The sequence below is a fragment of the Pseudomonas sp. JV449 genome, from assembly GCF_032424295.1.
Classification (GTDB): Bacteria; Pseudomonadota; Gammaproteobacteria; order Pseudomonadales; family Pseudomonadaceae; genus Aquipseudomonas; species Aquipseudomonas marginalis.
This window is the reverse complement of sequence record NZ_VYKD01000003.1, coordinates 343,648-364,828: the sequence shown is the minus strand read 5'-3', so window position 1 is coordinate 364,828 and position 21,181 is coordinate 343,648. Positions and strand designations below refer to the sequence as shown.

General features: G+C 60.5%; 13 protein-coding genes. 7 read left to right on the top strand and 6 right to left on the bottom strand.

Annotated elements, in window-relative coordinates; translation table 11 throughout:
* Position 1 precedes the first annotated feature (1 nt).
* Both waaF and glnE read right to left on the bottom strand, forming a co-directional pair.
* On the bottom strand, positions 2-1,036 hold the full coding sequence (gene waaF / locus F6S08_RS03030) for a lipopolysaccharide heptosyltransferase II (RefSeq protein ID WP_065946630.1): 1,035 nt from the start codon (positions 1,034-1,036) through the stop codon (positions 2-4).
* A 54-nt stretch (positions 1,037-1,090) separates the two neighbouring features.
* On the bottom strand, positions 1,091-4,030 hold the full coding sequence (gene glnE / locus F6S08_RS03025; protein WP_315871266.1) for a bifunctional [glutamate--ammonia ligase]-adenylyl-L-tyrosine phosphorylase/[glutamate--ammonia-ligase] adenylyltransferase: 2,940 nt from the start codon (positions 4,028-4,030) through the stop codon (positions 1,091-1,093).
* A gap of 383 nt (positions 4,031-4,413) precedes the next feature.
* On the opposite strand from glnE, the gene aceE reads away from it, so the two are divergent.
* From aceE to msrA, 4 genes are all read left to right on the top strand, one after another.
* The gene (aceE, locus tag F6S08_RS03020) at positions 4,414-7,059 is read left to right on the top strand and encodes a pyruvate dehydrogenase (acetyl-transferring), homodimeric type (RefSeq protein ID WP_065925672.1); all 2,646 of its coding nucleotides are present in this window, start codon (positions 4,414-4,416) and stop codon (positions 7,057-7,059) included.
* 11 nt (positions 7,060-7,070) lie between these two features.
* On the top strand, positions 7,071-8,717 hold the full coding sequence (gene aceF / locus F6S08_RS03015) for a dihydrolipoyllysine-residue acetyltransferase (protein ID WP_315871265.1): 1,647 nt from the start codon (positions 7,071-7,073) through the stop codon (positions 8,715-8,717).
* A 304-nt stretch (positions 8,718-9,021) separates the two neighbouring features.
* On the top strand, positions 9,022-11,715 hold the full coding sequence (locus F6S08_RS03010; protein WP_065925674.1) for a putative bifunctional diguanylate cyclase/phosphodiesterase: 2,694 nt from the start codon (positions 9,022-9,024) through the stop codon (positions 11,713-11,715).
* Between the two features lie 72 nt (positions 11,716-11,787).
* On the top strand, positions 11,788-12,435 hold the full coding sequence (msrA, locus tag F6S08_RS03005) for a peptide-methionine (S)-S-oxide reductase MsrA (RefSeq protein ID WP_315871264.1): 648 nt from the start codon (positions 11,788-11,790) through the stop codon (positions 12,433-12,435).
* A 90-nt stretch (positions 12,436-12,525) separates the two neighbouring features.
* Here msrA and F6S08_RS03000 read toward each other — a convergent pair whose 3' ends face one another.
* Positions 12,526-13,362, bottom strand: a complete 837-nt coding sequence (locus tag F6S08_RS03000; RefSeq protein WP_065946632.1) for a 23S rRNA (adenine(2030)-N(6))-methyltransferase RlmJ — start codon at positions 13,360-13,362, stop codon at positions 12,526-12,528.
* Between the two features lie 175 nt (positions 13,363-13,537).
* On the opposite strand from F6S08_RS03000, the gene F6S08_RS02995 reads away from it, so the two are divergent.
* Positions 13,538-14,815, top strand: coding sequence for an O-acetylhomoserine aminocarboxypropyltransferase/cysteine synthase family protein (locus F6S08_RS02995; RefSeq protein WP_065946633.1), 1,278 nt, complete (start codon positions 13,538-13,540; stop codon positions 14,813-14,815).
* Here the strand turns inward: F6S08_RS02995 and F6S08_RS02990 are convergent.
* Both F6S08_RS02990 and F6S08_RS02985 read right to left on the bottom strand, forming a co-directional pair.
* Positions 14,801-15,526, bottom strand: coding sequence for a DUF4123 domain-containing protein (locus F6S08_RS02990; protein WP_315871263.1), 726 nt, complete (start codon positions 15,524-15,526; stop codon positions 14,801-14,803). The two genes, F6S08_RS02995 and F6S08_RS02990, sit on opposite strands and share 15 nt — an antisense overlap.
* Positions 15,501-17,561, bottom strand: coding sequence for a type VI secretion system tip protein VgrG (locus F6S08_RS02985; RefSeq protein ID WP_315871262.1), 2,061 nt, complete (start codon positions 17,559-17,561; stop codon positions 15,501-15,503). The genes F6S08_RS02990 and F6S08_RS02985 overlap by 26 nt, the downstream gene beginning before the upstream one ends.
* Before the next feature lie 368 nt (positions 17,562-17,929).
* On the opposite strand from F6S08_RS02985, the gene F6S08_RS02980 reads away from it, so the two are divergent.
* A complete protein-coding gene (locus F6S08_RS02980) occupies positions 17,930-18,877 on the top strand; it encodes a hypothetical protein (protein ID WP_074848525.1) in 948 nt (315 codons plus the stop codon).
* Positions 18,867-19,256, top strand: coding sequence for a hypothetical protein (locus F6S08_RS02975; protein ID WP_315871261.1), 390 nt, complete (start codon positions 18,867-18,869; stop codon positions 19,254-19,256). The genes F6S08_RS02980 and F6S08_RS02975 overlap by 11 nt, the downstream gene beginning before the upstream one ends.
* Positions 19,257-19,352: 96 nt before the next feature.
* Here F6S08_RS02975 and putP read toward each other — a convergent pair whose 3' ends face one another.
* Positions 19,353-20,837, bottom strand: a complete 1,485-nt coding sequence (gene putP / locus F6S08_RS02970) for a sodium/proline symporter PutP (protein WP_074848521.1) — start codon at positions 20,835-20,837, stop codon at positions 19,353-19,355.
* Positions 20,838-21,181: the final 344 nt, after the last annotated feature.

Here is a 21,181-nt window from a genome sequence, read left to right as displayed (position 1 = left end):
CTCAGTGAACCTCGACCACGTCGCCCTGCAATCGCTGCAAGGCATCGGTTACCGGCTGCGGCAGCAATTGGCGCAGGCAGTTGTAATGGCCGAAGCGGCAGGTGCGATCAAAGCACGGGCTGCACTCCAGCCCCAGGCGCACCACTTCGACCTGGTCGGCCAGCGGCGGGGTAAAGCCCGGCGAGGTGGAGCCGTACACCGCCACCAACGGGCGGTTCAGCGCAGCGGCCACATGCATCAGGCCGGAGTCGTTGGAGACCACGGCGTCAGCACAGGAGAGCAAGTCGATGGCCTCGGCCAGGGACGTGTCGCCACTGAGGTTGACGGCCTCTTCGCGCAGGCCCGGGATCAGGCGCTGGCGAATGTCTTCACCCACCGAGTGATCGTTTTTCGAACCGAACAACCACACCTGCCAGCCTTCGCGAATCTTCATCTCGGCGACTTTGGCGTAGTGGTCCGACGGCCAGCGCTTGGACTCGCCAAACTCCGCACCGGGGCACAGGGCCAACACCGGACGATCCAGGACCAGGCCGAACTTGGCGAGTGCCGCATCGCGGGTGACCGGGTCGATCTGCAGGCTGGGCCGCGGGTACGGCTTGGGCAACTCGACGCCCGGCGCATAGGCCAGGGCCATGAAGCGTTCGATCATCAGCGGGTAACGCGCCTTGTCCAGCGTGCGTACATCATTAAGCAGCACATAACGAAACTCGCCGCGCCAGCCGGTGCGCTTGGGGATACCGGCAAAATACGGCACCAGCGCCGACTTCAGCGAGTTGGGCAGCAGGATCGCCTGGTCGTACTGGCCCGCCAGGGATTTGCCGATGCGGCGGCGGGTCGCCAGTTCCAGGGCACCGTGGCCGAGCGGAAAGCTCAAGGCCTTGCGCACTTCGGGCATGCGCTCAAGGATCGGCCGGCTCCACTCGGGGGCAAGCACGTCGATCTGGCAGTCCGGGTAGCGCATACGCAGGCTCTGGAACAGAGTCTGCGCCATCACCATGTCACCGACCCAACTGGGCCCAACGATCAGAATATTCATGTAGTTTCCACAAACGATGCGGGGAGGCTTATGCCTCCCCGCCCTAATAGTGTTTCAACCCAACCCCAGCGCCTGCCAGATTCGCATCACCTGGCGCCGTTCGTCAGCGAACTGATCACCGGGTACCGTACCGGCCTCGTTCTGCAAGGCCTGGCGATGCGCGGCGGAACGGTAGGCCTTATACACCTCGCGCAGCAGATGGGCATCGGCGGCGGGCATCAAACCCACCTGCTCCAGGCCTTCCAGAATGCGGATATTGTCGGTATAGCGCAGCAACGACGGATGTTGCGCAGACCACGCCAAAGCCGCGTATTGCACCATAAATTCAATATCGACGATACCTCCGGCGTCCTGCTTGAGGTCGAACAGCACCGTGGCGTCGAAGGCATTGGCGCCGGTGCCGGCCGCCGTGGCCTTGGTACCCAGGTTGTCACGCATCTTGGCGCGCATCTCACTGACCTCCTGGCGCAACTTCGCCAAGTCGCGCTCACGCCCCAGCACTTTAGCCCGTACCTGCTCGAATGCCTGGCCCACATCCTGGCTGCCCACCAGCACCCGCGCGCGGATCAGGGCCTGATGTTCCCAGGTCCATGCTTCATTTTGTTGATAGCGGTCAAACGCCCCGAGGGAACTGACCAGCAACCCGGATGCGCCGGATGGGCGCAGGCGCATGTCCACTTCATACAACTGGCCGGAGTTGGTCTGGGTGGTCAGCAGATGGATGATCCGCTGGCCCAGGCGCGTGAAGAACTGCGCGCCGTCGATCGGCTTGGCGCCGTCGGTCTCGGCCTGCGGGTCGCCATCGTGGATAAACACCAGGTCCAGGTCCGAACCATGCCCCAGTTCGATGCCGCCGACTTTCCCATAACCGACAATGATGAACCCAGGATCGCACAAGGTGCCGTCCAAACGCTGCGGCGAGCCGTGGCGGGCCACCGTCTGGCGCCAGGCCAGGGCCAGCACTTGTTCGAGGATGGCTTCGGCGAGCCAGGTCAGGTAGTCGCTGACTTTCATCAACGGCAGGCTGCCGGCGATTTCCGAAGCGGCCACGCGCAGGCGGTGGGCCAGCTTGAAGTGCCGCAGGGCTTCCATCTGCTGTTCAAGGTCATCCTCGGGGATGCGCGTAAGGCGCTCGCGCAACTCGGCGGCAAGTTCCGGCGCCAGCGGTGGCTTGAACAGGCGGCCTTCGTTGAGCAACTCATCCAGCAGCAGCGGGAAGCGCGTGATCTGCTCGGCGATCCACGGGCTGGCGGCGCACAGGGTCAGCAGGCGGCGCAGGGCGTCGGGATTTTCCGTCAGCAGCACCAGATAGGCGGAACGCCGGGCGACGGCCTCCACCAGCGGCAGTACACGCTCCAGCACCAGGTCCGGGTTGGCGTGCTCGACGGCCTGGGCCAGCAAGCGCGGGATAAAGGCATCCAGGCGTTCACGTCCCAGGCGCTGCATGGCCCGCAGTTGCGGGCTGTTGCGCAGGCTGGCCAAGGCTTTAAGGGCCTTGGTGGCGTCGGTGAAGCCGCCTTCAGCCAATTGACGGCAGGCGGCCTCTTCATCCTGGGACTCTTCCCACAGCGGCAGCCATTCTCCGCCCACGACCAACTCGCTTTCCGCCCCTTCTTCTTCATCAGGATCCGCAATCACCTGGCGGAAGTGCCAGTCCACACGGCCACGCCAATGCATCAGGCGCTCATGAAAGGCCGCCCAGTCGGCAAACCCGAGCATAAAGGCAATGCGCGCCTGGTCTTCAGGGCTGTCCGGAAGCATTTGGGTCTGGCGGTCGGCAATCGCCTGGATCGCATGTTCGGTGTAACGCAGGAATTCATAGCCATTACGCAACTCGGCGATCACCGCCGGCGGCAGGTAGCCCTGGCCTTCCAGGGTGCCGAGCACCTTGAGCAGCGGCCGCTGCTGCAGGCTGAGGTCGCGGCCGCCATGGATCAGCTGGAACGCCTGGGCGATAAATTCCACTTCGCGGATGCCGCCCGAGCCCAGCTTGATATTGTCGGCCATGCCTTTACGTCGGACTTCCTGCTGGATCAGCTGCTTCATGGTGCGCAGCGCCTCGATGGCGGAAAAGTCCAGGTAACGGCGGTACACGAACGGCCGCAGCATATCGAGCAGTTGCGCACCGGCCATTTGGTCACCGGCGACCACGCGCGCCTTGATCATGGCATAGCGTTCCCAGTCGCGACCCTGGTCCTGGTAGTACTGCTCCAGCGCGTTGAAGCTGAGCACCAGGGCGCCGGCCGAACCGTAGGGACGCAGGCGCATGTCGACACGGAACACAAAGCCGTCGACGGTCATCGGGTCGAGGGCCTTGATCAATTTTTGACCAAGACGAATAAAGAACTCCTGGTTATCCAGGGAGCGCTTCACGCCCACGGTTTCGCCGCCCTCGGGGTAGGCGAAGATCAGGTCTATATCCGACGACAGGTTCAGCTCCACCGCACCGAGCTTGCCCATGCCGAGGATGACCATATGCTGCGGCTCGCCGCTGCGCCGCCCGGTCGGTGTGCCGAACTGCACGCAGTGGCGCTGGTACAGCCATTGGTAGGCCTGGTCGATGCTGGCGTCGGCCATGTCGGAGAGGTCACGACAGGTTTGCACCAGGTCGGCCTGACGGGTCAGGTCGCGCCAGATGATGCGCACTTGCTGGCGCGTACGCTGACGACGCAGTACGCGGCCCAGCTCATCTTCTGTTTCGGCCTGTTGCACGGCACCGGCAATCTGCCCGCACAGCTCGCCCGGCGCAAAGCCGCGGTCCAGCTCGCCCCAGGCCGCCAGCTCGAGCAACATCAAAGGGTCACGAACACTCTGTTCAATGACGAAATCACTGGCGGCGCACACCCGGGCGAAGTCGGCCCACCGTTGCGGCGTCCACGAAGAAAGGCCATGATCGTCGTCCAGCGCGGCCACGGCGTCACGAAATGACTGCTCGGCCCGCTGGGCCTTTGGCAACAGAATGGCCGGCAGTTCGGCCAGCGTTGGAAGGCTCATGGTCTATCCTTGGTCGGCGTGTAAATGGCTTGCTGCTGTGAAGGCAAGCACCGCGCTCGATGAAGGACTGTCGAACAAAGGTGATAAATAGCTGAAAATATGTAATTTTTGGCAGGCAACATTAAACTTCTACCTTTTCTTGTTCGCAAAAGATCAACAATAACGATTATGCTCACCAGCCAGACCGAGCAATCCGCTCGGTCTTGTGTAGTTTTACTACTCGTATATACATTCGAAAGGCTGAAATGGCCGACGATTTGTAGTAAAACTACAGGACGCCGAAGCAACCTTCGGCCATCCAAGAATTTATGTCGTCTGCCCACAAGGCCAGTCGCAAACTTCAGGCAACCGATTCTGGTAGCCTTTCCGCCCTGGAGCAAGCCATGCAAGACCTCGATCCCGTCGAAACCCAGGAATGGCTGGACGCCCTGGAATCGGTTCTCGACAAAGAAGGCGAAGACCGTGCTCACTACCTGATGACCCGTATGGGCGAACTCGCGACCCGCAGCGGCTCGCAACTGCCCTACGCCATCACCACGCCATACCGCAACACCATCCCCGTCACCCACGAAGCACGCATGCCTGGCGACCTGTTCATGGAACGCCGCATTCGCTCGCTGGTACGTTGGAACGCCATGGCGATGGTAATGCGCACGAACTTGAAAGATTCTGACCTGGGCGGTCACATCTCCAGCTTCGCTTCCAGCGCAACCCTGTATGACATCGGCTTCAACTACTTCTTCCAGGCCCCGACCGAAGAACATGGCGGCGACCTGATCTACTTCCAGGGCCACACCTCGCCAGGCGTCTACGCCCGTGCGTTCATGGAAGGTCGCATCAGCGAAGAGCAAATGAACAACTTCCGCCAGGAAGTCGACGGCCAGGGCCTGTCGTCCTACCCGCACCCTTGGCTGATGCCTGATTTCTGGCAGTTCCCGACGGTATCCATGGGCCTGGGCCCGATCCAGGCGATCTACCAGGCACGCTTCATGAAGTACCTGGAAGCCCGTGGCTTCATCCCGGAAGGCAAGCAGAAAGTCTGGTGCTTCCTGGGCGACGGCGAGTGCGACGAGCCGGAATCCCTGGGTGCCATCTCCCTGGCCGGCCGCGAGAAGCTGGACAACCTGATCTTCGTCATCAACTGCAACCTGCAGCGCCTCGACGGCCCGGTTCGCGGCAACGGCAAGATCATCCAGGAACTCGAAGGCGTGTTCCGCGGTGCCCAGTGGAACGTGACCAAGGTCATCTGGGGCCGTTTCTGGGACCCACTGCTGGCCAAGGACGTCGACGGTATCCTGCAACGTCGCATGGACGAAGTCATCGACGGCGAGTACCAGAACTACAAGGCCAAAGACGGCGCGTTCGTACGTGAACATTTCTTCAACACGCCTGAACTCAAGGCGATGGTTGCCGACCTGTCCGACGACGAGATCTGGAAACTCAACCGTGGCGGCCACGACCCGTACAAGGTCTATGCGGCGTACCACGAAGCGGTCAACCACAAAGAACAACCGACCGTCATCCTGGCCAAGACCATCAAGGGTTATGGCACCGGTGCCGGCGAAGCGAAAAACACTGCGCACAACACCAAGAAGGTTGATGTTGAAAGCCTGAAGCTGTTCCGCGACCGCTTCGACATCCCGGTCAAGGACGAAGAGCTGGAGAACCTGCCGTTCTTCAAGCCGGAGCCGAACAGCGCCGAAGCCCGCTACCTGAGCGAGCGTCGTACCGCACTGGGCGGTTTCGTGCCACAGCGCCGCGCCAAGAGCTTCAACATCCCTACACCTCCGCTGGATACCCTCAAGGCAATCCTGGACGGCTCGGGCGACCGTGAAATCTCCACCACCATGGCCTTCGTGCGGATCCTCGCGCAGCTGGTCAAGGACAAGGAAATCGGCTCGCGTATCGTCCCGATCATCCCGGACGAAGCCCGTACCTTCGGTATGGAAGGCATGTTCCGCCAGTTGGGCATCTACTCCTCCGTCGGCCAGCTCTACGAGCCAGTCGATAAAGACCAGGTGATGTTCTACAAGGAAGACAAGAAGGGCCAGATCCTCGAAGAAGGCATCAACGAAGCGGGCGCCATGAGCTCCTTCATCGCTGCCGGCACTTCGTACTCCAGCCACAACCAGCCGATGCTGCCGTTCTACATCTTCTACTCGATGTTCGGCTTCCAGCGTATCGGCGACCTGGCTTGGGCAGCGGGCGACAGCCGTACCCGTGGTTTCCTGATCGGCGGTACCGCCGGCCGTACCACACTGAACGGCGAAGGCCTGCAACACGAAGACGGTCACAGCCACATCCTGGCTGCCACCATCCCGAACTGCCGCACCTTTGATCCAACCTACGGCTATGAGCTGGCGGTGATCATCCAGGACGGCATGAAGAAGATGACCGAAGAGCAGCAGGACGTTTTCTACTACATCACCGTGATGAACGAGTCCTACCAGCAGCCAGCCATGCCGGCCGGCGTGGAAGAAGGCATCATCAAGGGCATGTACCTGCTCGAAGAAGACACCAAGGAAGCGGCGCACCACGTGCAGCTGATGGGCTCCGGCACCATCCTGCGTGAAGTCCGTGAAGCGGCGAAGATCCTGCGTGAAGAGTTCAACGTCGGCGCCGACGTCTGGAGCGTTACCAGCTTCAACGAACTGCGTCGCGACGGCCTGGCCGTAGAGCGCAACAACCGCCTGCACCCGGGCCAGAAGCCTGCGCAGAGCTATGTCGAAGAGTGCCTGGCCGGCCGTAAAGGTCCAGTCATTGCCTCTACCGACTACATGAAACTGTTTGCTGAACAAATTCGCCAGTGGGTCCCGTCCAAGGAATTCAAAGTCCTGGGCACCGACGGTTTCGGTCGCAGTGACAGCCGCAAGAAGCTGCGTCACTTCTTCGAAGTCGACCGTCACTTCGTGGTGTTGGCAGCCCTGGAAGCCTTGGCTGACCGCGGTGAGATCGAACCCAAGGTGGTAGCTGACGCTATCGTCAAGTTCGGGATCAACCCGGAAAAACGCAACCCACTGGACTGCTGAGGAGATTTTTTGTGAGCGAACTCATTCGCGTACCTGACATCGGCAGCGGTGAAGGTGAAGTAATCGAGCTGTTTGTGAAGGTCGGCGACACCGTCGAAGCCGACCAGAGCATCCTGACCCTGGAATCGGACAAGGCGAGCATGGAAATCCCTGCTCCCAAGGCCGGCGTGGTCAAGAGCCTGAAAGTGAAGCTGGGCGACCGCCTGAAAGAAGGCGACGAACTGCTGGAACTGGAAATCGAAGGTGCCGCTGATGCGGCCCCTGCGGCGGCACCTGCTGCCGCTGCTGCACCGGCGCCTGCCGCGGAAAAACCTGCCGCTGCTGCCGAGGCTCCTGCAGCCCCGGCTGCTGCTCCAGCCGCAGCGACTGTCCAGGACATTCATGTTCCGGACATCGGTTCGTCGGGCAAGGCCAAGATCATCGAGCTGCTGGTCAAGGTCGGCGACACCGTCGAAGCCGACCAGTCGCTGATCACCCTGGAGTCCGACAAGGCCTCCATGGAAATCCCATCGCCGGCTGCCGGCATTGTGGAAAGCATCGCGGTCAAGCTGGAAGACGAAGTCGGCACTGGCGACTTCATCCTCAAGCTGAAAGTACAAGGCGCTGCACCTGCTGCTGCTCCAGCACCGGCTGCTGCTCCGGCGGCCAAGGCTGAAGCCGCTCCGGCCGCTGCCGCCCCTGCGCCTGCTGCAAAAGCCGAGGCCGCTCCGGCCCCTGCTGCTGCACCTGCGCCAAGCGGTGCCAAGGTTCACGCTGGCCCGGCGGTACGTCAACTGGCCCGTGAGTTCGGCGTCGAGCTGAACGCTGTGTCGGCCACTGGCCCACACGGTCGCGTGCTGAAGGAAGACGTGCAGGTCTACGTCAAAGCCATGATGCACAAAGCCAAGGAAGCTCCGGCTGCCGGCACTGCTACTGGCGGCGCGGGCATTCCACCGATCCCGGTGGTGGACTTCAGCCGCTTCGGCGAGACCGAAGAAGTGCCGATGACCCGCCTGATGCAAATCGGCGCGTCGAGCCTGCATCGCAGCTGGCTGAACATTCCGCACGTGACCCAGTTCGACCAGGCCGACATCACCGACCTGGAAGCTTTCCGCGTTGCGCAGAAAGCCGTGGCCGAGAAGGCCGGCGTGAAACTGACCGTGCTGCCGCTGCTGCTCAAGGCCTGTGCGCACCTGCTCAAGGAGCTGCCGGACTTCAACAGTTCGCTGGCGCCAAGCGGCAAGGCGATCATTCGCAAGAAGTACGTGCACATTGGTTTTGCCGTCGACACGCCGGATGGCCTGCTGGTACCGGTCATCAAGAACGTCGACCAGAAGAGCCTGCTGCAACTCGCTGCCGAAGCGGCTGCACTGGCTGCCAAGGCCCGTGACAAGAAGCTCACCGCAGACGACATGCAAGGCGCGTGCTTCACCATCTCCAGCCTCGGTCACATTGGCGGTACGGGCTTCACGCCAATCGTCAACGCGCCGGAAGTGGCGATCCTGGGTGTTTCCAAGGCCACCATCCAGCCAGTCTGGGACGGTAAAGCGTTCCAGCCGAAGCTGATGCTGCCACTGTCGTTGTCCTACGATCACCGTGTGATCAACGGCGCGGCTGCTGCACGCTTCACCCAGCGCCTGAGCCAGTTGCTGAACGACATCCGCACCATCCTGCTGTAAGCCACAGCGGCCTCCCTTTCATCGGGGAGGCCTGGTTGCAACGATTTCCGAGCGCCACGCTCGTACCTCAACCCCGTCAATTTGGCGGGGCTTTTTTTGCTTTTCTCTACAGACAGAACAGGGTTGTACACCTTCTGTCATCCTGACTGAAGAATTCCTCCGCCTGGCCGATAACCCCCTTATAGCACTTAGCCTTCATCCTCTCTTGTCAGCCCGCGCCGCATGATGCAACCTTGCCGCAGGCAACAGTAAAGAGGGCGTGAGCCCGGCGCCGTGCGCGTTATTTGAAGTGAGTTCCCCCCCCATGAAAAGCCAACCCGATGTCGCCCGTATGGCGGCCGAGGTAGTGACGCAGTTACCGGTGCCTTCGCGCCTCGGTATGCTGCGTTTCGAGCGGCTTAATGAGGCAAGCTGGGCCCTTCTGTACCTCGACCCTAACTGCGAGCGCCAATTCGGCCTGTCGGCGGTCGAGCTGTGTGCGCTGCTCGGCACCCCCTTCGCCAGCCTGATGGAGCCTCAGGCGCGCTATCAACTGCACGACACCATCCAACAGCAACTGAGCGACAGCCCTCACTATCTGGTGCGCTACACCCTGCACACCAACGATGGCCCCCTGAGCCTGCTGGAAATGGGCGAAGCCTACAAACAACACAATCGCCATCTGCTGCGCGGCTACCTGATGGTGGTCGACGGCCTGTTCAACGAAGTCTCCCTGCCCGCCCCGACGGAGGACCTGGAAAGCCAGAACAGCCGCCTGCAGATCGCCCTGGAGCTCAACCAGCGCGCCCAGCAGGAACAACTGCAGCACCTGGAGCGGGTGCGCGCCCAGCAGGAGCTGATCCTGTTGCTGGCCCGCCAGCGCTACACCGCCAACAATTCGCTGCAGGAAGCCGCAGAGCTGATCACCCGCAGCGCCTGTGACATCTACCAGATCGACTGCGCAAGCATCTGGAACCTCGAAGGCCAGCGCCTGGTACCGATCTCGGCCTACCACCGCGATGACCAGCAGCACCACCTGCCTGAGCCCATCGACGCCAGTTGCTTTCCGGATTACCTGGAAGCCCTGCACACCAGCCGGGCAATCGACGCAACCAACGCGATGCGCGACCCGCGCACCCGGGAAATGGTCGAAAACCTGCGCGCCAGGGACGTCCACGCCATGCTCGATGCGAGTATCCGCGTCGACGGCCAGGTGGTGGGCGTATTGTGCCTGGAACAGGGAGGCAGCCCGCGTGCCTGGCAGGCCGATGAGATTGCCTTTGCCGGCGAACTGGCCGACCAGTTCGCGCAAGTGATCAACAACCACAACCGCCGTACCGCCACCAGCGCCCTGCACCTGTTCCAGCGTGCCGTGGAGCAAAGTGCCAATGCCTTTTTGCTGGTCAACTGCGACGGCGTGGTGGAGTACGTCAACCCAAGCTTTACCGCGATTACCCAATACAGCGCCGAAGAAGTCCACGGCCACCGCCTGGCCCAGCTGCCGGCCCTGGAAAACCTCAGCGAACTGCTGTTCGACGCACCGTCGAGCCTGGCCAAGAGCAACAGCTGGCAGGGCGAGTTCAAGAGCCGACGTAAAAACCTCGAGCCCTACTGGGGCCAGCTGTCGATTTCCAAGGTATATGGCGACAACCGTGAGCTGACCCACTACATCGGCATCTACGAAGACATCACCCAGAACAAGCTGGCCCAGCAGCGCATCGAACGCCTGGCCTACACCGATAACCTGACCAACCTGGGCAACCGTCCGGCATTTATCCGCAACCTTGATGAGCGCTTTGCCCGCGACAGCGACAGCCCGATCAGCCTGTTGCTGGTGGACATCGACAACTTCAAGCGCATCAACGACAGCCTCGGCCACCAGACCGGCGACAAGCTGCTGATCAGCCTGGCCCGCCGCCTGCGCAACAGCCTGAGTGCCGGCGGCAGCCTGGCGCGTTTTGCCAGTAACGAATTCGCGGTGCTGCTGGACGACACTGACCTGGAAAGCGGCCAACAGGTGGCCAGCCAACTGCTGGCGACCCTCGACAAACCGATGTTCGTCGACAACCAACTGATCAGCGTCACCGGCTCCGTGGGCCTGGCCTGTGCACCGCTGCATGGCCGTGACCCGCAGACCCTGATGCGCAACGCCGGCTTGGCCCTGCACAAGGCCAAGGCCAACGGCAAACACCAGGTACAGGTGTTCACCGAAGCCTTGAACGCCGAGGCCAGCTACAAGCTGTTCGTGGAGAACAACCTGCGTCGTGCCCTGACCCAGAACGAACTGGACGTGTTCTACCAGCCCAAGCTGTGCCTGCGCAGCGGCCGCTTGCTGGGCATGGAAGCGCTGCTGCGCTGGAACCATCCGGAAAAGGGCATGATCCGCCCCGATCAGTTCATCAGCGTCGCCGAAGAGACCGGTTTGATCATCCCGATCGGCAAATGGATCGCGCGCCAGGCCTGCCGCATGAGCAGGCAACTGAGCGCCGCTGGCATGGGCAATTTGCAGGTAGCAATCAACCTGTCGCCCAAACAGTTTTCCGACCCGGACCTGGTCGCCTCGATCGCCACGATCCTCAAGGAAGAACAGCTGCCGGCCAACCTGCTGGAACTGGAGCTGACCGAAGGCCTGCTGCTGGAAGCGACCGAAGACACGCGCCTGCAACTGGACCAGCTCAAGAGCTTCGGCCTGACCCTGGCCATGGACGACTTCGGCACCGGTTACTCGTCGCTGAGCTACCTGAAAAAATTTCCCATCGACATCATCAAGATCGACCGCAGCTTTATCCACGAAATCCCGGACAACCAGGACGACATGGAAATCACCTCGGCCGTGATCGCCATGGCCCACAACCTCAAGCTCAAGGTGGTGGCCGAAGGCATCGAGACCCCCGAGCAACTGGCGTTCCTGCGTCGGCACCGTTGCGACGTTGGCCAGGGCTACCTGTTCGACCGGCCGATCCCCGGTGCAGAGCTGCTCGAGAAGCTTAGACGCTATCCGCGCGGGCCAATCGCCTGACAGCGCTGTAACACTCGGGCACACTGGCTGTCTGAAATTTACCGCTAACTCAACCTGACGAGAGGACTGCTCATGGTCTTGCGCTCGGAAATTCTGGTGAACAAAAACGTGCTGCCTACTCAAGAACAAGCGTTGCCTGGTCGTGAAACCCCGATGAACCTGCCGCAGACGCACTTCGTCAACGGCAACCCGCTGCTGGGCCCATTCGTCGACGACGTCGGCTTCGCGATCTTCGGCCTGGGTTGTTTCTGGGGCGCCGAGCGCAAGTTCTGGCAGCGCGATGGCGTGGTCAGCACCGTGGTCGGCTATGCCGGTGGTTTCACGCCGAACCCGACGTATGAAGAAGTCTGCTCGGGCCTGACCGGCCACAGCGAAGTGGTGCTGGTGGTGTATGACCAAGCCAAGGTGAACTACGAAGACCTGCTGAAGATGTTCTGGGAACTGCACAACCCGACCCAGGGCATGCGCCAGGGCAACGACATCGGCACCCAGTACCGCTCGGTGATCTATGCGACCACGCCTGAGCAACTGGCGGCGGCAAAGGCCAGTGCCGATGCCTATCAAGCAGAATTGACCAAGGCCGGCCTGGGCACCATCACCACCGAAATCGAAGAGGCGCCGACGGTGTACTTCGCCGAGGCGTATCACCAGCAGTACCTGGCGAAGAACCCGCAGGGCTACTGTGGGATCGGCGGTACCGGCGTGACTTGCCTGATCTGAAGATCGGAGCTGCAAGTTTCAAGCTGCAAGCTGCAAGTGGTGTTTTCTGCTCTCACTTGCAGCTTGAAGCTTGAAGCTTGCAACTTACAACTACTCAGCTATGAGCCAATCCATCTGCCACCCACCCTGGGTCTGGCCAAGCTTCCTGGACAGCCACGGCAGCAGCTCACGCAACTCCTCTTCCAGGCCCCACGGCGGGTTGGCAATCGCCAGGCCCGAGCCGGTCAGGGTGTTGGGCGTGTCCAGCGGATGCACCAGCAATTCCACGCGCAGCAACTTCGGCGCACCGGTGCCGGCCAGGTCCTGGTAGAAGCGACGCAGCATGCGCTGGTCCTTCACCGGGTACCAGATCGCCGCGACGGTCTGGCGCATACGGCTGACGGCTTCCTTGAGGGCGGCGGCGCAGCGCTGCATTTCGTCGAGCTGTTCAAACGGCGGATCAATCAGCATCAACGCACGTTTTTCCGGCACCGGTAACAGGGCGCGCGGCACATGCCAGCCTTCGCCCAAATGAACCTTGACCCGACGATCGCCCTTCATGTTGTCCTTGAGCAACACGCCGTCTTCCGGGTGTTTTTCATTGAGCAGCACGCGGTCCTGGGGGCGCGTAAGGCGGCGCGCCAGCTCCGGCGAGCCCGGGTAGTAGCGCAACTGGCCATCGGGGTTCATCTCGTGCAGCACACGCATGTAATCGGCGCTCAGCGGCGGTAGATCGTCGGCGCCCCACAAACGCGCGATACCTTCCAGGTACTCACCCGTGCGATTGGCCTGATCACCTTGCAGGTCGTACAGACCAATCCCGGCATGGGTGTCGAGGTAGGCGAACGGCTGCTCCTTGCGCGACATCAGGGCGATGAGGCGGGTCAAGGTCAGGTGTTTGAAGACATCGGCGTGGTTGCCGGCGTGAAAGGCGTGACGATAATTCATGGTTGCTCCTGCGCAGGGGGCGAAGTTTACCTTCTAAGGGCGCAAAGGTGCAGGGCCGCATGCCGGGCGGTGCTTATGCCGCAAACGCAGGCAGCCCGTTGAAAAAAATCTAAATGCCGACGGCAAGGCGGATTTATTGTGGCCTTCCACCACTCCAGGGAGGTCAATAACAATCATGAAAGACGCCACCATCGCGCTGCACCACGGTTTCAAGTCGGACCCGACCACCAAGGCCGTCGCCGTGCCGATCTACCAGAACGTCGCCTTCGAATTCGATAACGCCCAACACGGCGCCGACCTGTTCAACCTGGACGTACCCGGCAATATCTACACGCGCATCATGAACCCCACCAACGATGTGCTGGAGCAGCGCATCGCCGCCCTTGAAGGCGGTATCGCAGCGCTGGCAGTCTCGGCCGGCAGCGCGGCGATCCACTACGCAATCCAAACCTTGACCCGTGCGGGTGACAATATCGTCACCACTCCGCAGCTTTATGGTGGCACCTACACCCTCTTCGCCCACCTGCTGCCGAGCTTTGGCGTGGAGGTGCGTTTCGCCCGGGACGATTGCGCTGCAGCCATCGCCGAACTGATCGATGACAACACCAAGCTGGTGTACTGCGAAAGTATCGGCAACCCCGCGGGCAATATCATCGACATCGAAGCCCTGGCCGACGTTGCCCATGCCCGTGGCGTGCCGCTGGTGGTGGACAACACCGTGGCCACGCCGATCCTGTGCAAGCCGATCCAGTTCGGCGCCGACATCGTGGTGCACTCGGTGACCAAATACGTCGGCGGCCATGGCAACTCCCTGGGCGGTGTAATTGTCGACAGTGGCACGTTCCCGTGGACGAAATACGCGGATAAATTCCCCGGCCTCAACCAGCCCGAGCCGGCCTATCACGGCGTGGTCTATACCGAAAAATTCGGCCCCGCCGCCTTCATCGCCCGTGCTCGTACCGTGCCACTGCGCAACACCGGTGCAGCGTTGGCGCCGATGAATGCCTTCCTGTTGCTTCAAGGTCTGGAAACACTGGCATTGCGCATGGAGCGCCACACCGAAAACGCCCTGAAAATCGCGCAATTCCTGCAAGGCCATGCCCAGGTGGAATGGGTCAGCTACGCCGGCCTGCCGGACCACCCGCACCACGCATTGGCGCAGAAATACATGCAGGGCAAACCGTCGGCGATCCTGTCCTTCGGCTTGAAGGGCGGCTTTGATGCCGGTGTGCGCTTCTACGACGCCCTGCAAATCTTCAAGCGCCTGGTCAACATCGGCGACGCCAAGTCCCTGGCCTGCCACCCGGCTTCCACCACTCACCGACAGATGAACGAGCAGGAACAGGCCAAGGCCGGCGTAAAACCGGAAATGATTCGCCTGTCGGTGGGTATCGAAGCGGTCGAAGACCTGATCGACGACCTGCAACAGGCGCTGGCCTCAACTCAACTCTGAGTCCAGGTAGCCCGCCAGCGCTTCAGCGCTGATGTCCGTACTGCGCGCGAAGTAGGCGACCTTGTGCTGCAAGGTCGCCGGTGTGAACGCGGCATACAGGTCGGGGCGCTGCTCTTCAAGCCACTGCAGCAGGTTGTCGATCAGGGTCTGTGGCGACTGCGCGGCCAAGTGTTCCAATAACGATTCAGGCACTCGCCACCAGGGACTGGCTTTGGCCGCCGTTACCGACGCCGTCGCAACGCCCAGCGACTGGCCATTGATCAGATACCGCTGGAACACCGGCAACACCGCGCCGATTTCATCGCCCAGCTTCTGCACGATCGGCAGGAACTGAGCGCCATCCCAGAAGCGCAGGAACACACTCCGCTCATCGGGAAGCAGTATCTTGGTCAGGCTTTGCAGATGAGCCACTACCACTTCCAACGGACTGGACGAAACCGCCAGCCAACCCCAATCCGTCGCTTCAGTGGTTGCAATCCAATCGAGGAAGGCACTGTCGGATTCGACAATCCCTACGCAGGGCATCACCTCACCCCACTCGGCATAGGCCGTGCCTGCCCAGATCGCTTGAGGCGGCATCCCGGCTGCCGAGACTTTCCAGGCAGCCAGCGGTTTCGCATCACTGGCACTGCTCAGCACCACATAGAGCCGCTCGCCGGGGAGTAGAGGGCATTGCCCTAGCCAGTCATCGGGGGTCAGGGATTGAGGCATCAGGGAAAATTCCTTTTAAGGTTGAATGGGGTGGGGTGGGGGCACCGCACTGACGGTCACTGCAGCGTTGGCACTCTTCGCAAAACGGAGCACTACGTTTGAGGCTGGCCACTTGCATCCGGCTCAGCGGTGCGGGAATAACCGCCAGCAACGCCGCCTTCACCCCAGGCATCAATGGCGAAGCCGCCGGAGCAGGCGCGCCTCCCAGCTGAATCGGCGCGCTGCTGAAGATCCCGTCTGCCGACAGCGTAATCGACTGCCCACCGGCCTGAATTGTCACGCTTGCGCCCGCCTCTATAACGACGCTCTGCCCGGCGCCAATCTGGATGGCCCGCCCGGCCCGCATCTGCTGCGAACCACCGACCACCAGATGATCGTCCTGCTTGAGTTCGGTCAAACGATTGCCATGGGTGATGCGCTGCTCTTCGCCATGCAGTTCATGGTGCGACTCACCGCCCACCCTGATGCGGCATTGATTGTCGATCTGCACCTGCTGGTCGTGCAGCACATGTTGGGTCCAGTCCCGCTGGGCGCGCAGGTAGATCTCCTCGGCGCCCTTGCGGTCTTCGATGCGCAGTTCGTTGTAGCCACCGCCACCGGGGCTGCTTTGGCTACGGAAGATGCTGCGGGTCTTGTCTGCCGGCAGGTCGAGAGGGACCGGCGTCGCCGCGTTGGGCAGGCAGCCCATCACCAGCGGCATGTCCATATCTCCATTGACGAACCCCACCAGCACTTCCATGCCCACGCGCGGGATAAGCACCGAACCATAGCGGTCATGGGCCCAACCGCTGGCCACCCGCAGCCAGCAACTGGAATGATCGTTATGCTCGCCAACGCGATCCCAGGCCAGTTGCACCTTGACCCGGCCGTATTCGTCGCAATGGATTTCACTGTCGACGGGGCCGGTGACCACGGCGTTCTGGTAACCCGACAAAGTCGGCCTCGAGTGCTCAGGTGAGGGCGGGCGGAAGATCACGTCCCACGGAGTCGCCACACATTCATTGCGATACCCCTGAAGAAAATCTCCACCGCCAACCTCGGTGACAGCCTCCTCCAGAACCTGGGGCTGCCTGCCTTCGTGGGTAACTTGCGTCACCAGCCACACGTCATTCCATTCGTCCCGCGGATGCCCAGTCAACTTGAGGAACCGGCCGCTGCTCAATGCAGGGTCATCGCCGCTGGCACGAGCTATTCGATAGTCGCTACGGTGCCGCTCCAGGCCACGTTGCGCGAGGTATTTGCCGTGGGGGCGATCGGAAAAATGACCGGGGTAGGCCTGCGCCTCAAACCGTGGAAGCTGTTCGCCGACCACGCCACTCTCCAGCACCAGGCTCGGCTTGAGAAAGTCGTAGTCACGCAGGTTGACCGCGGTGGTGCGGGTTTCCAACCGCAGCGCAAAGCGCTTGATGGCCGGCGTATCCGCCACCATCCCGGAGCCCGGCATGTAGGGCGTAGGCTGATCGGGCGGGGCGAAAACGGTCTGGTCATCGCCAAACACCAGCAGGTGTCCTTCGGGCGAATGCTGGAAGTGATAGTGAATCCCCTGTTCGGCACACAGGCGCTGAATGAAGGCCAGGTCGCTCTCGCCAAACTGCACGCAATACTCGCGCTCGGGATAGGCGCCACTGAGGTGAAATTCGAATTGGTCGGCATGGAGCTGCTGCTCCGCCAGCACCTGCGCAATGATCTGCGGCACCGTCTTGTGCTGGAAGATCCGCTGGTGACTGCTGTGCGCGAGATAGGCCAACTGCGGCACAAGGCTGATCTGGTAACGCGTCAGCCGCCGCCCGGAATCGCCCTGCGCCACCCGATAAACCAGGCCGTGGACGCCATGACCGTGAGCGTCGAAGCCCAGGTATGCCGGACGATGCAGCAGGCTTTCCAGGTCCAGGTCGGGCTGTTCGCTGATCAGTTCAAGATCAAAACGATACGGCTGGCTGATGGCTTCATTGCCATGGAACTCGAACACCTTGAGTTCACTCGGCACACCGTCGAGGGTCAGGGTAAAGGCACTTTGATTGGCAGGAGCGAACATCCGGTGTTTCTCTGCGAGGGGTAGGCGGGAGATTCTGTACCAGTCACTTATCGAACCGACCGCAGCGCGAACAAATCAGTAAATCCTTACGCGCCGGGTTTCCAATTCCTAGCTTCACTCTTTCATGGCTTTTCGGCAGGTAATTGCACACCGAGCCTCAGTAAAAACACACGCGTCTGACAGAACTCAGACGCAGCTCAGTAGCCCTTTTCCCAAAAACAAAAAACCACCCGAAATTCATCCGCCATAACCAAGACACCCTCCAGGTGGCTATTTAAATTGCGCAGCCATGTTCATTCAAAAAGGAATGCTTTCATGGCAGGCAATCACCTCGCTTCGAGCCAATCTGCATCGCGGGGGAGTGTGTAATGCCTCCCCCCTATGCATTCATCAATGAGCATCGACAAACCTCAGTGGAGCTCAAGGCAAAACTACGATTGAGCAAACACGCCGAAGCGAAGTTTGATGCCCTCAATACTCATATTCGCAATGTTGTTGTACTGCCAGGGCAGTTAGTCATCATCGGGGACGAAACCACAGCGAGCTGTACCTTGGAAGAGTCACGCTTGATGCGCGCCGCCTGGGACATTCGTCATAGCGTAATGGCCGAAGGCGCAGATACCTTCGCCCTGCACAACTACGACCTGCTACAAAAACTGCTGGGTTACGCATCACTAGGGATAGGTACTGCAGGCGACGCTTGGAGCCGACACTTACAAGAAATAGTGAACACGCTCGATGAAATTGATGCACTGCACAAACAATCATTGCGTCTTGGAGGAGGTGCTGCAAGAGATGACTTCCTGGCTCGACGCCAAGTTCTATTTGCCAAGCTGGAAGCACAGATGCGCAGCTTTGCGCGTTATGGAACAGGCCTGAGGAATGAAGGCTCGATCAAGAAAATGCTGGGAATTTCAACCAAGAGCTACTTGCATAGTGGGGAGATAAATCAGTACAGCAAAACTATTGCGCGGGTCTCCAAAACAGCAAAATTTCTTAAAAACGGTACACCATTGGGAATAGCACTGAGTACGACAGCGACGGCGCTGGAGATCAAGGAGGCGTGCTCCACTGGGAGAGATCAGCAATGCAGAAAAGCGAAGTATGTGGAGGCAGGTAAATTAACGTTCGGGGTGGCTGGGGGAATCATCGGAGGCCAGATGGGAATGGGTTTGTGTATAGCCGTAATGGCCCCGACAGCCGGGCCGTTTGCCTTGGGCTGCCTTCTGATAGCTGGGGGAGCAATGGGCTTTGCTCTAGGTAACTTGGGAAGCGAGGTCGGCGCAGCCGCCGGAGAAGTCCTGTATGAGTATTGAGTACGTCCTCAGCCTCCCCGCAAAAGATCAAGTAGCGCTGGTCTCGGCGGGCTCAATGCTTACAGCGGTCATTCTCGATTTTTTCCTGGCCTATCGAAAATTGAAAAAGATGGAAGATTTGTTGGACCAGTGCAGCCTGATAAACAACTACAGGCGTATTTTTAGTGACAACCTACCAGGAAGATTAGGCAGACTATGTGTCGTCTATATAGCAATCGCGCTGCCGAAGTGGAACGCAAAACGTGGCGTTATTAACGCAAAACAGGTCAAGGAGTTTCCGCGCAATCTGAAACTCGCACTTCACGGAACGGCCCTCACAGGTCTAGTCGGAGCTGTCGGTGCGATAATCTTTCATTTCAGCAATCAGCTGAGCCTGTGATCCGCGTTGTTTGACCTCAAAACCTTAAAAAAACGGCCCCCATCCAAAGGACGCAGGCCGTTTTTTCATCTCGACAGGCGCTCAGCGCCCGGCGAATCACTTATTGAGGTTGTAGTCTTTTTCCGCCGCATCAAAGCGCTCGACCATACCGGCTGTCGGTGCGCCCAGCTTGCTTACGAAATAGATGGCCAGGCTGGCGAAGATGAAGCCAGGGATGATTTCGTAAAGGCCCAGCAGTTCGAAGTGCTTCCACACGATCACGGTGGTCGCGCCGACCAGGATGCCGGCCAGTGCGCCGTTGCGGGTCATGTTTTTCCAGATCACCGAGATCAGCACCACAGGGCCGAACGCAGCGCCGAAACCGGCCCAGGCGTAGCTCACCAGCCCCAGGACGCGGTTGTTCGGGTTGGCGGCCATGGCGATGGCGATCAGGGCAACCACCAGCACCATCACGCGACCGATCCACACCAGCTCAAGCTGGGAGGCGTTCTTGCGCAGGAACGCTTTGTAGAAATCTTCGGTCAGGGCGCTGGAGCACACCAGTAGTTGGCAGCTCAAGGTGCTCATCACGGCGGCGAGGATGGCCGACAGCAGGACACCGGCAACCCATGGGTTGAACAGGATTTTTGCCAGTTCGATGAACACACGCTCAGGGTTTTCGGTGACGGGACCGGCGACCTCAGGGTGCGCCGAGAAGTAAGCGATACCGAAGAAGCCCACCGCCACGGTACCGGCCAGGCACAGGATCATCCAGGTCATGGAGATGCGACGCGCCTTGGCGATCGACTTCACCGAATCCGCCGCCATGAAGCGCGCGAGGATGTGCGGTTGACCGAAGTAACCCAGGCCCCAGCCCATCAACGAGATAACACCGATGAAAGTGGTGTTTTTCAGCATGTCGAAACTGGTCGGGTCCTTGGCTTCAATCGCCAGGAACGTAGTGTCCACACCGCCGGTGGCCAGCAGCACAATGATCGGCGTCAGGATCAGCGCGAAGATCATCAGCGTGGCTTGCACGGTATCGGTCCAGCTCACGGCCAGGAAACCACCGATAAAGGTGTAGGCAATAGTCGCTGCAGCACCGGCCCACAGCGCGGTCTCGTAGGACATGCCGAAGGTGCTTTCGAACAGACGGGCACCGGCCACGATGCCGGAAGCGCAGTAGATGGTGAAGAACACCAGGATCACCACCGCAGAGATGATCCGCAGCAGACCGCTTTTATCTTCGAAACGGCTGGAGAAGTAATCCGGCAGCGTCAGGGCGTCACCGTTGTGCTCGGTCTGTACCCGCAGGCGACCGGCCACGAACAGCCAGTTGAGGTAGGCACCGACGATCAGGCCGATGGCGATCCAGCTTTCCGACAGGCCGGACATGTAGATCGCGCCCGGCAAACCCATCAACAACCAGCCGCTCATGTCGGAAGCACCGGCGGACAAGGCTGTCACCACGCTACCGAGGCTGCGACCGCCCAGGATGTAATCGGAAAGGTTGTTGGTGGAGCGATAGGCCATCAGGCCGATCAGCACCATTGCTGCGATGTAGATCACGAATGTGATCAGGGTTGGATTACTTACGCTCATATGAGTGACGCCCTGGCTTTGTTTTTATGTAGCGGCGGTCTGTCAGACGGCCACCCACTGGTCAGTGAGTAAACGTACCTGCGTGCCGCGCATTTATGACTGACGTTTCCCCAGGAAAGCCGCCAGCCGATGAACCAAACCCTAAAGTCGGTTGCACCTTGGGCGCGAATGCTATTCAACAAAGTAAATAAGGTGCAACCAGTTTCTTGGGAATAAGTTGCACCCAGGTGTAAAACACAAAAAACACTGGTTTTTTGCTCCTTTTCGGAGCAAGAACAGCCGATCTCAGAAGTAAATGCACCAAGCCGAAGCAGATTCCGTCGACGGCCGATTTTTTCCGATCA

Excerpts from the sequence above, each read along its gene's own strand:
- F6S08_RS02985 (WP_315871262.1), bottom strand. The coding sequence starts at position 17,561 with ATGTTCGCTCCTGCCAATCAAAGTGCCTTTACCCTGACCCTCGACGGT.
- F6S08_RS02980 (WP_074848525.1), top strand. The coding sequence starts at position 17,930 with ATGCCTCCCCCCTATGCATTCATCAATGAGCATCGACAAACCTCAGTG.
- msrA (WP_315871264.1), top strand. The coding sequence starts at position 11,788 with ATGGTCTTGCGCTCGGAAATTCTGGTGAACAAAAACGTGCTGCCTACT.
- glnE (WP_315871266.1), bottom strand. The coding sequence starts at position 4,030 with ATGAGCCTTCCAACGCTGGCCGAACTGCCGGCCATTCTGTTGCCAAAG.
- F6S08_RS02990 (WP_315871263.1), bottom strand. The coding sequence starts at position 15,526 with ATGCCTCAATCCCTGACCCCCGATGACTGGCTAGGGCAATGCCCTCTA.
- F6S08_RS02995 (WP_065946633.1), top strand. The coding sequence starts at position 13,538 with ATGAAAGACGCCACCATCGCGCTGCACCACGGTTTCAAGTCGGACCCG.
- putP (WP_074848521.1), bottom strand. The coding sequence starts at position 20,837 with ATGAGCGTAAGTAATCCAACCCTGATCACATTCGTGATCTACATCGCA.
- F6S08_RS02975 (WP_315871261.1), top strand. The coding sequence starts at position 18,867 with ATGAGTATTGAGTACGTCCTCAGCCTCCCCGCAAAAGATCAAGTAGCG.
- waaF (WP_065946630.1), bottom strand. The coding sequence starts at position 1,036 with ATGAATATTCTGATCGTTGGGCCCAGTTGGGTCGGTGACATGGTGATG.
- F6S08_RS03010 (WP_065925674.1), top strand. The coding sequence starts at position 9,022 with ATGAAAAGCCAACCCGATGTCGCCCGTATGGCGGCCGAGGTAGTGACG.
- aceE (WP_065925672.1), top strand. The coding sequence starts at position 4,414 with ATGCAAGACCTCGATCCCGTCGAAACCCAGGAATGGCTGGACGCCCTG.
- F6S08_RS03000 (WP_065946632.1), bottom strand. The coding sequence starts at position 13,362 with ATGAATTATCGTCACGCCTTTCACGCCGGCAACCACGCCGATGTCTTC.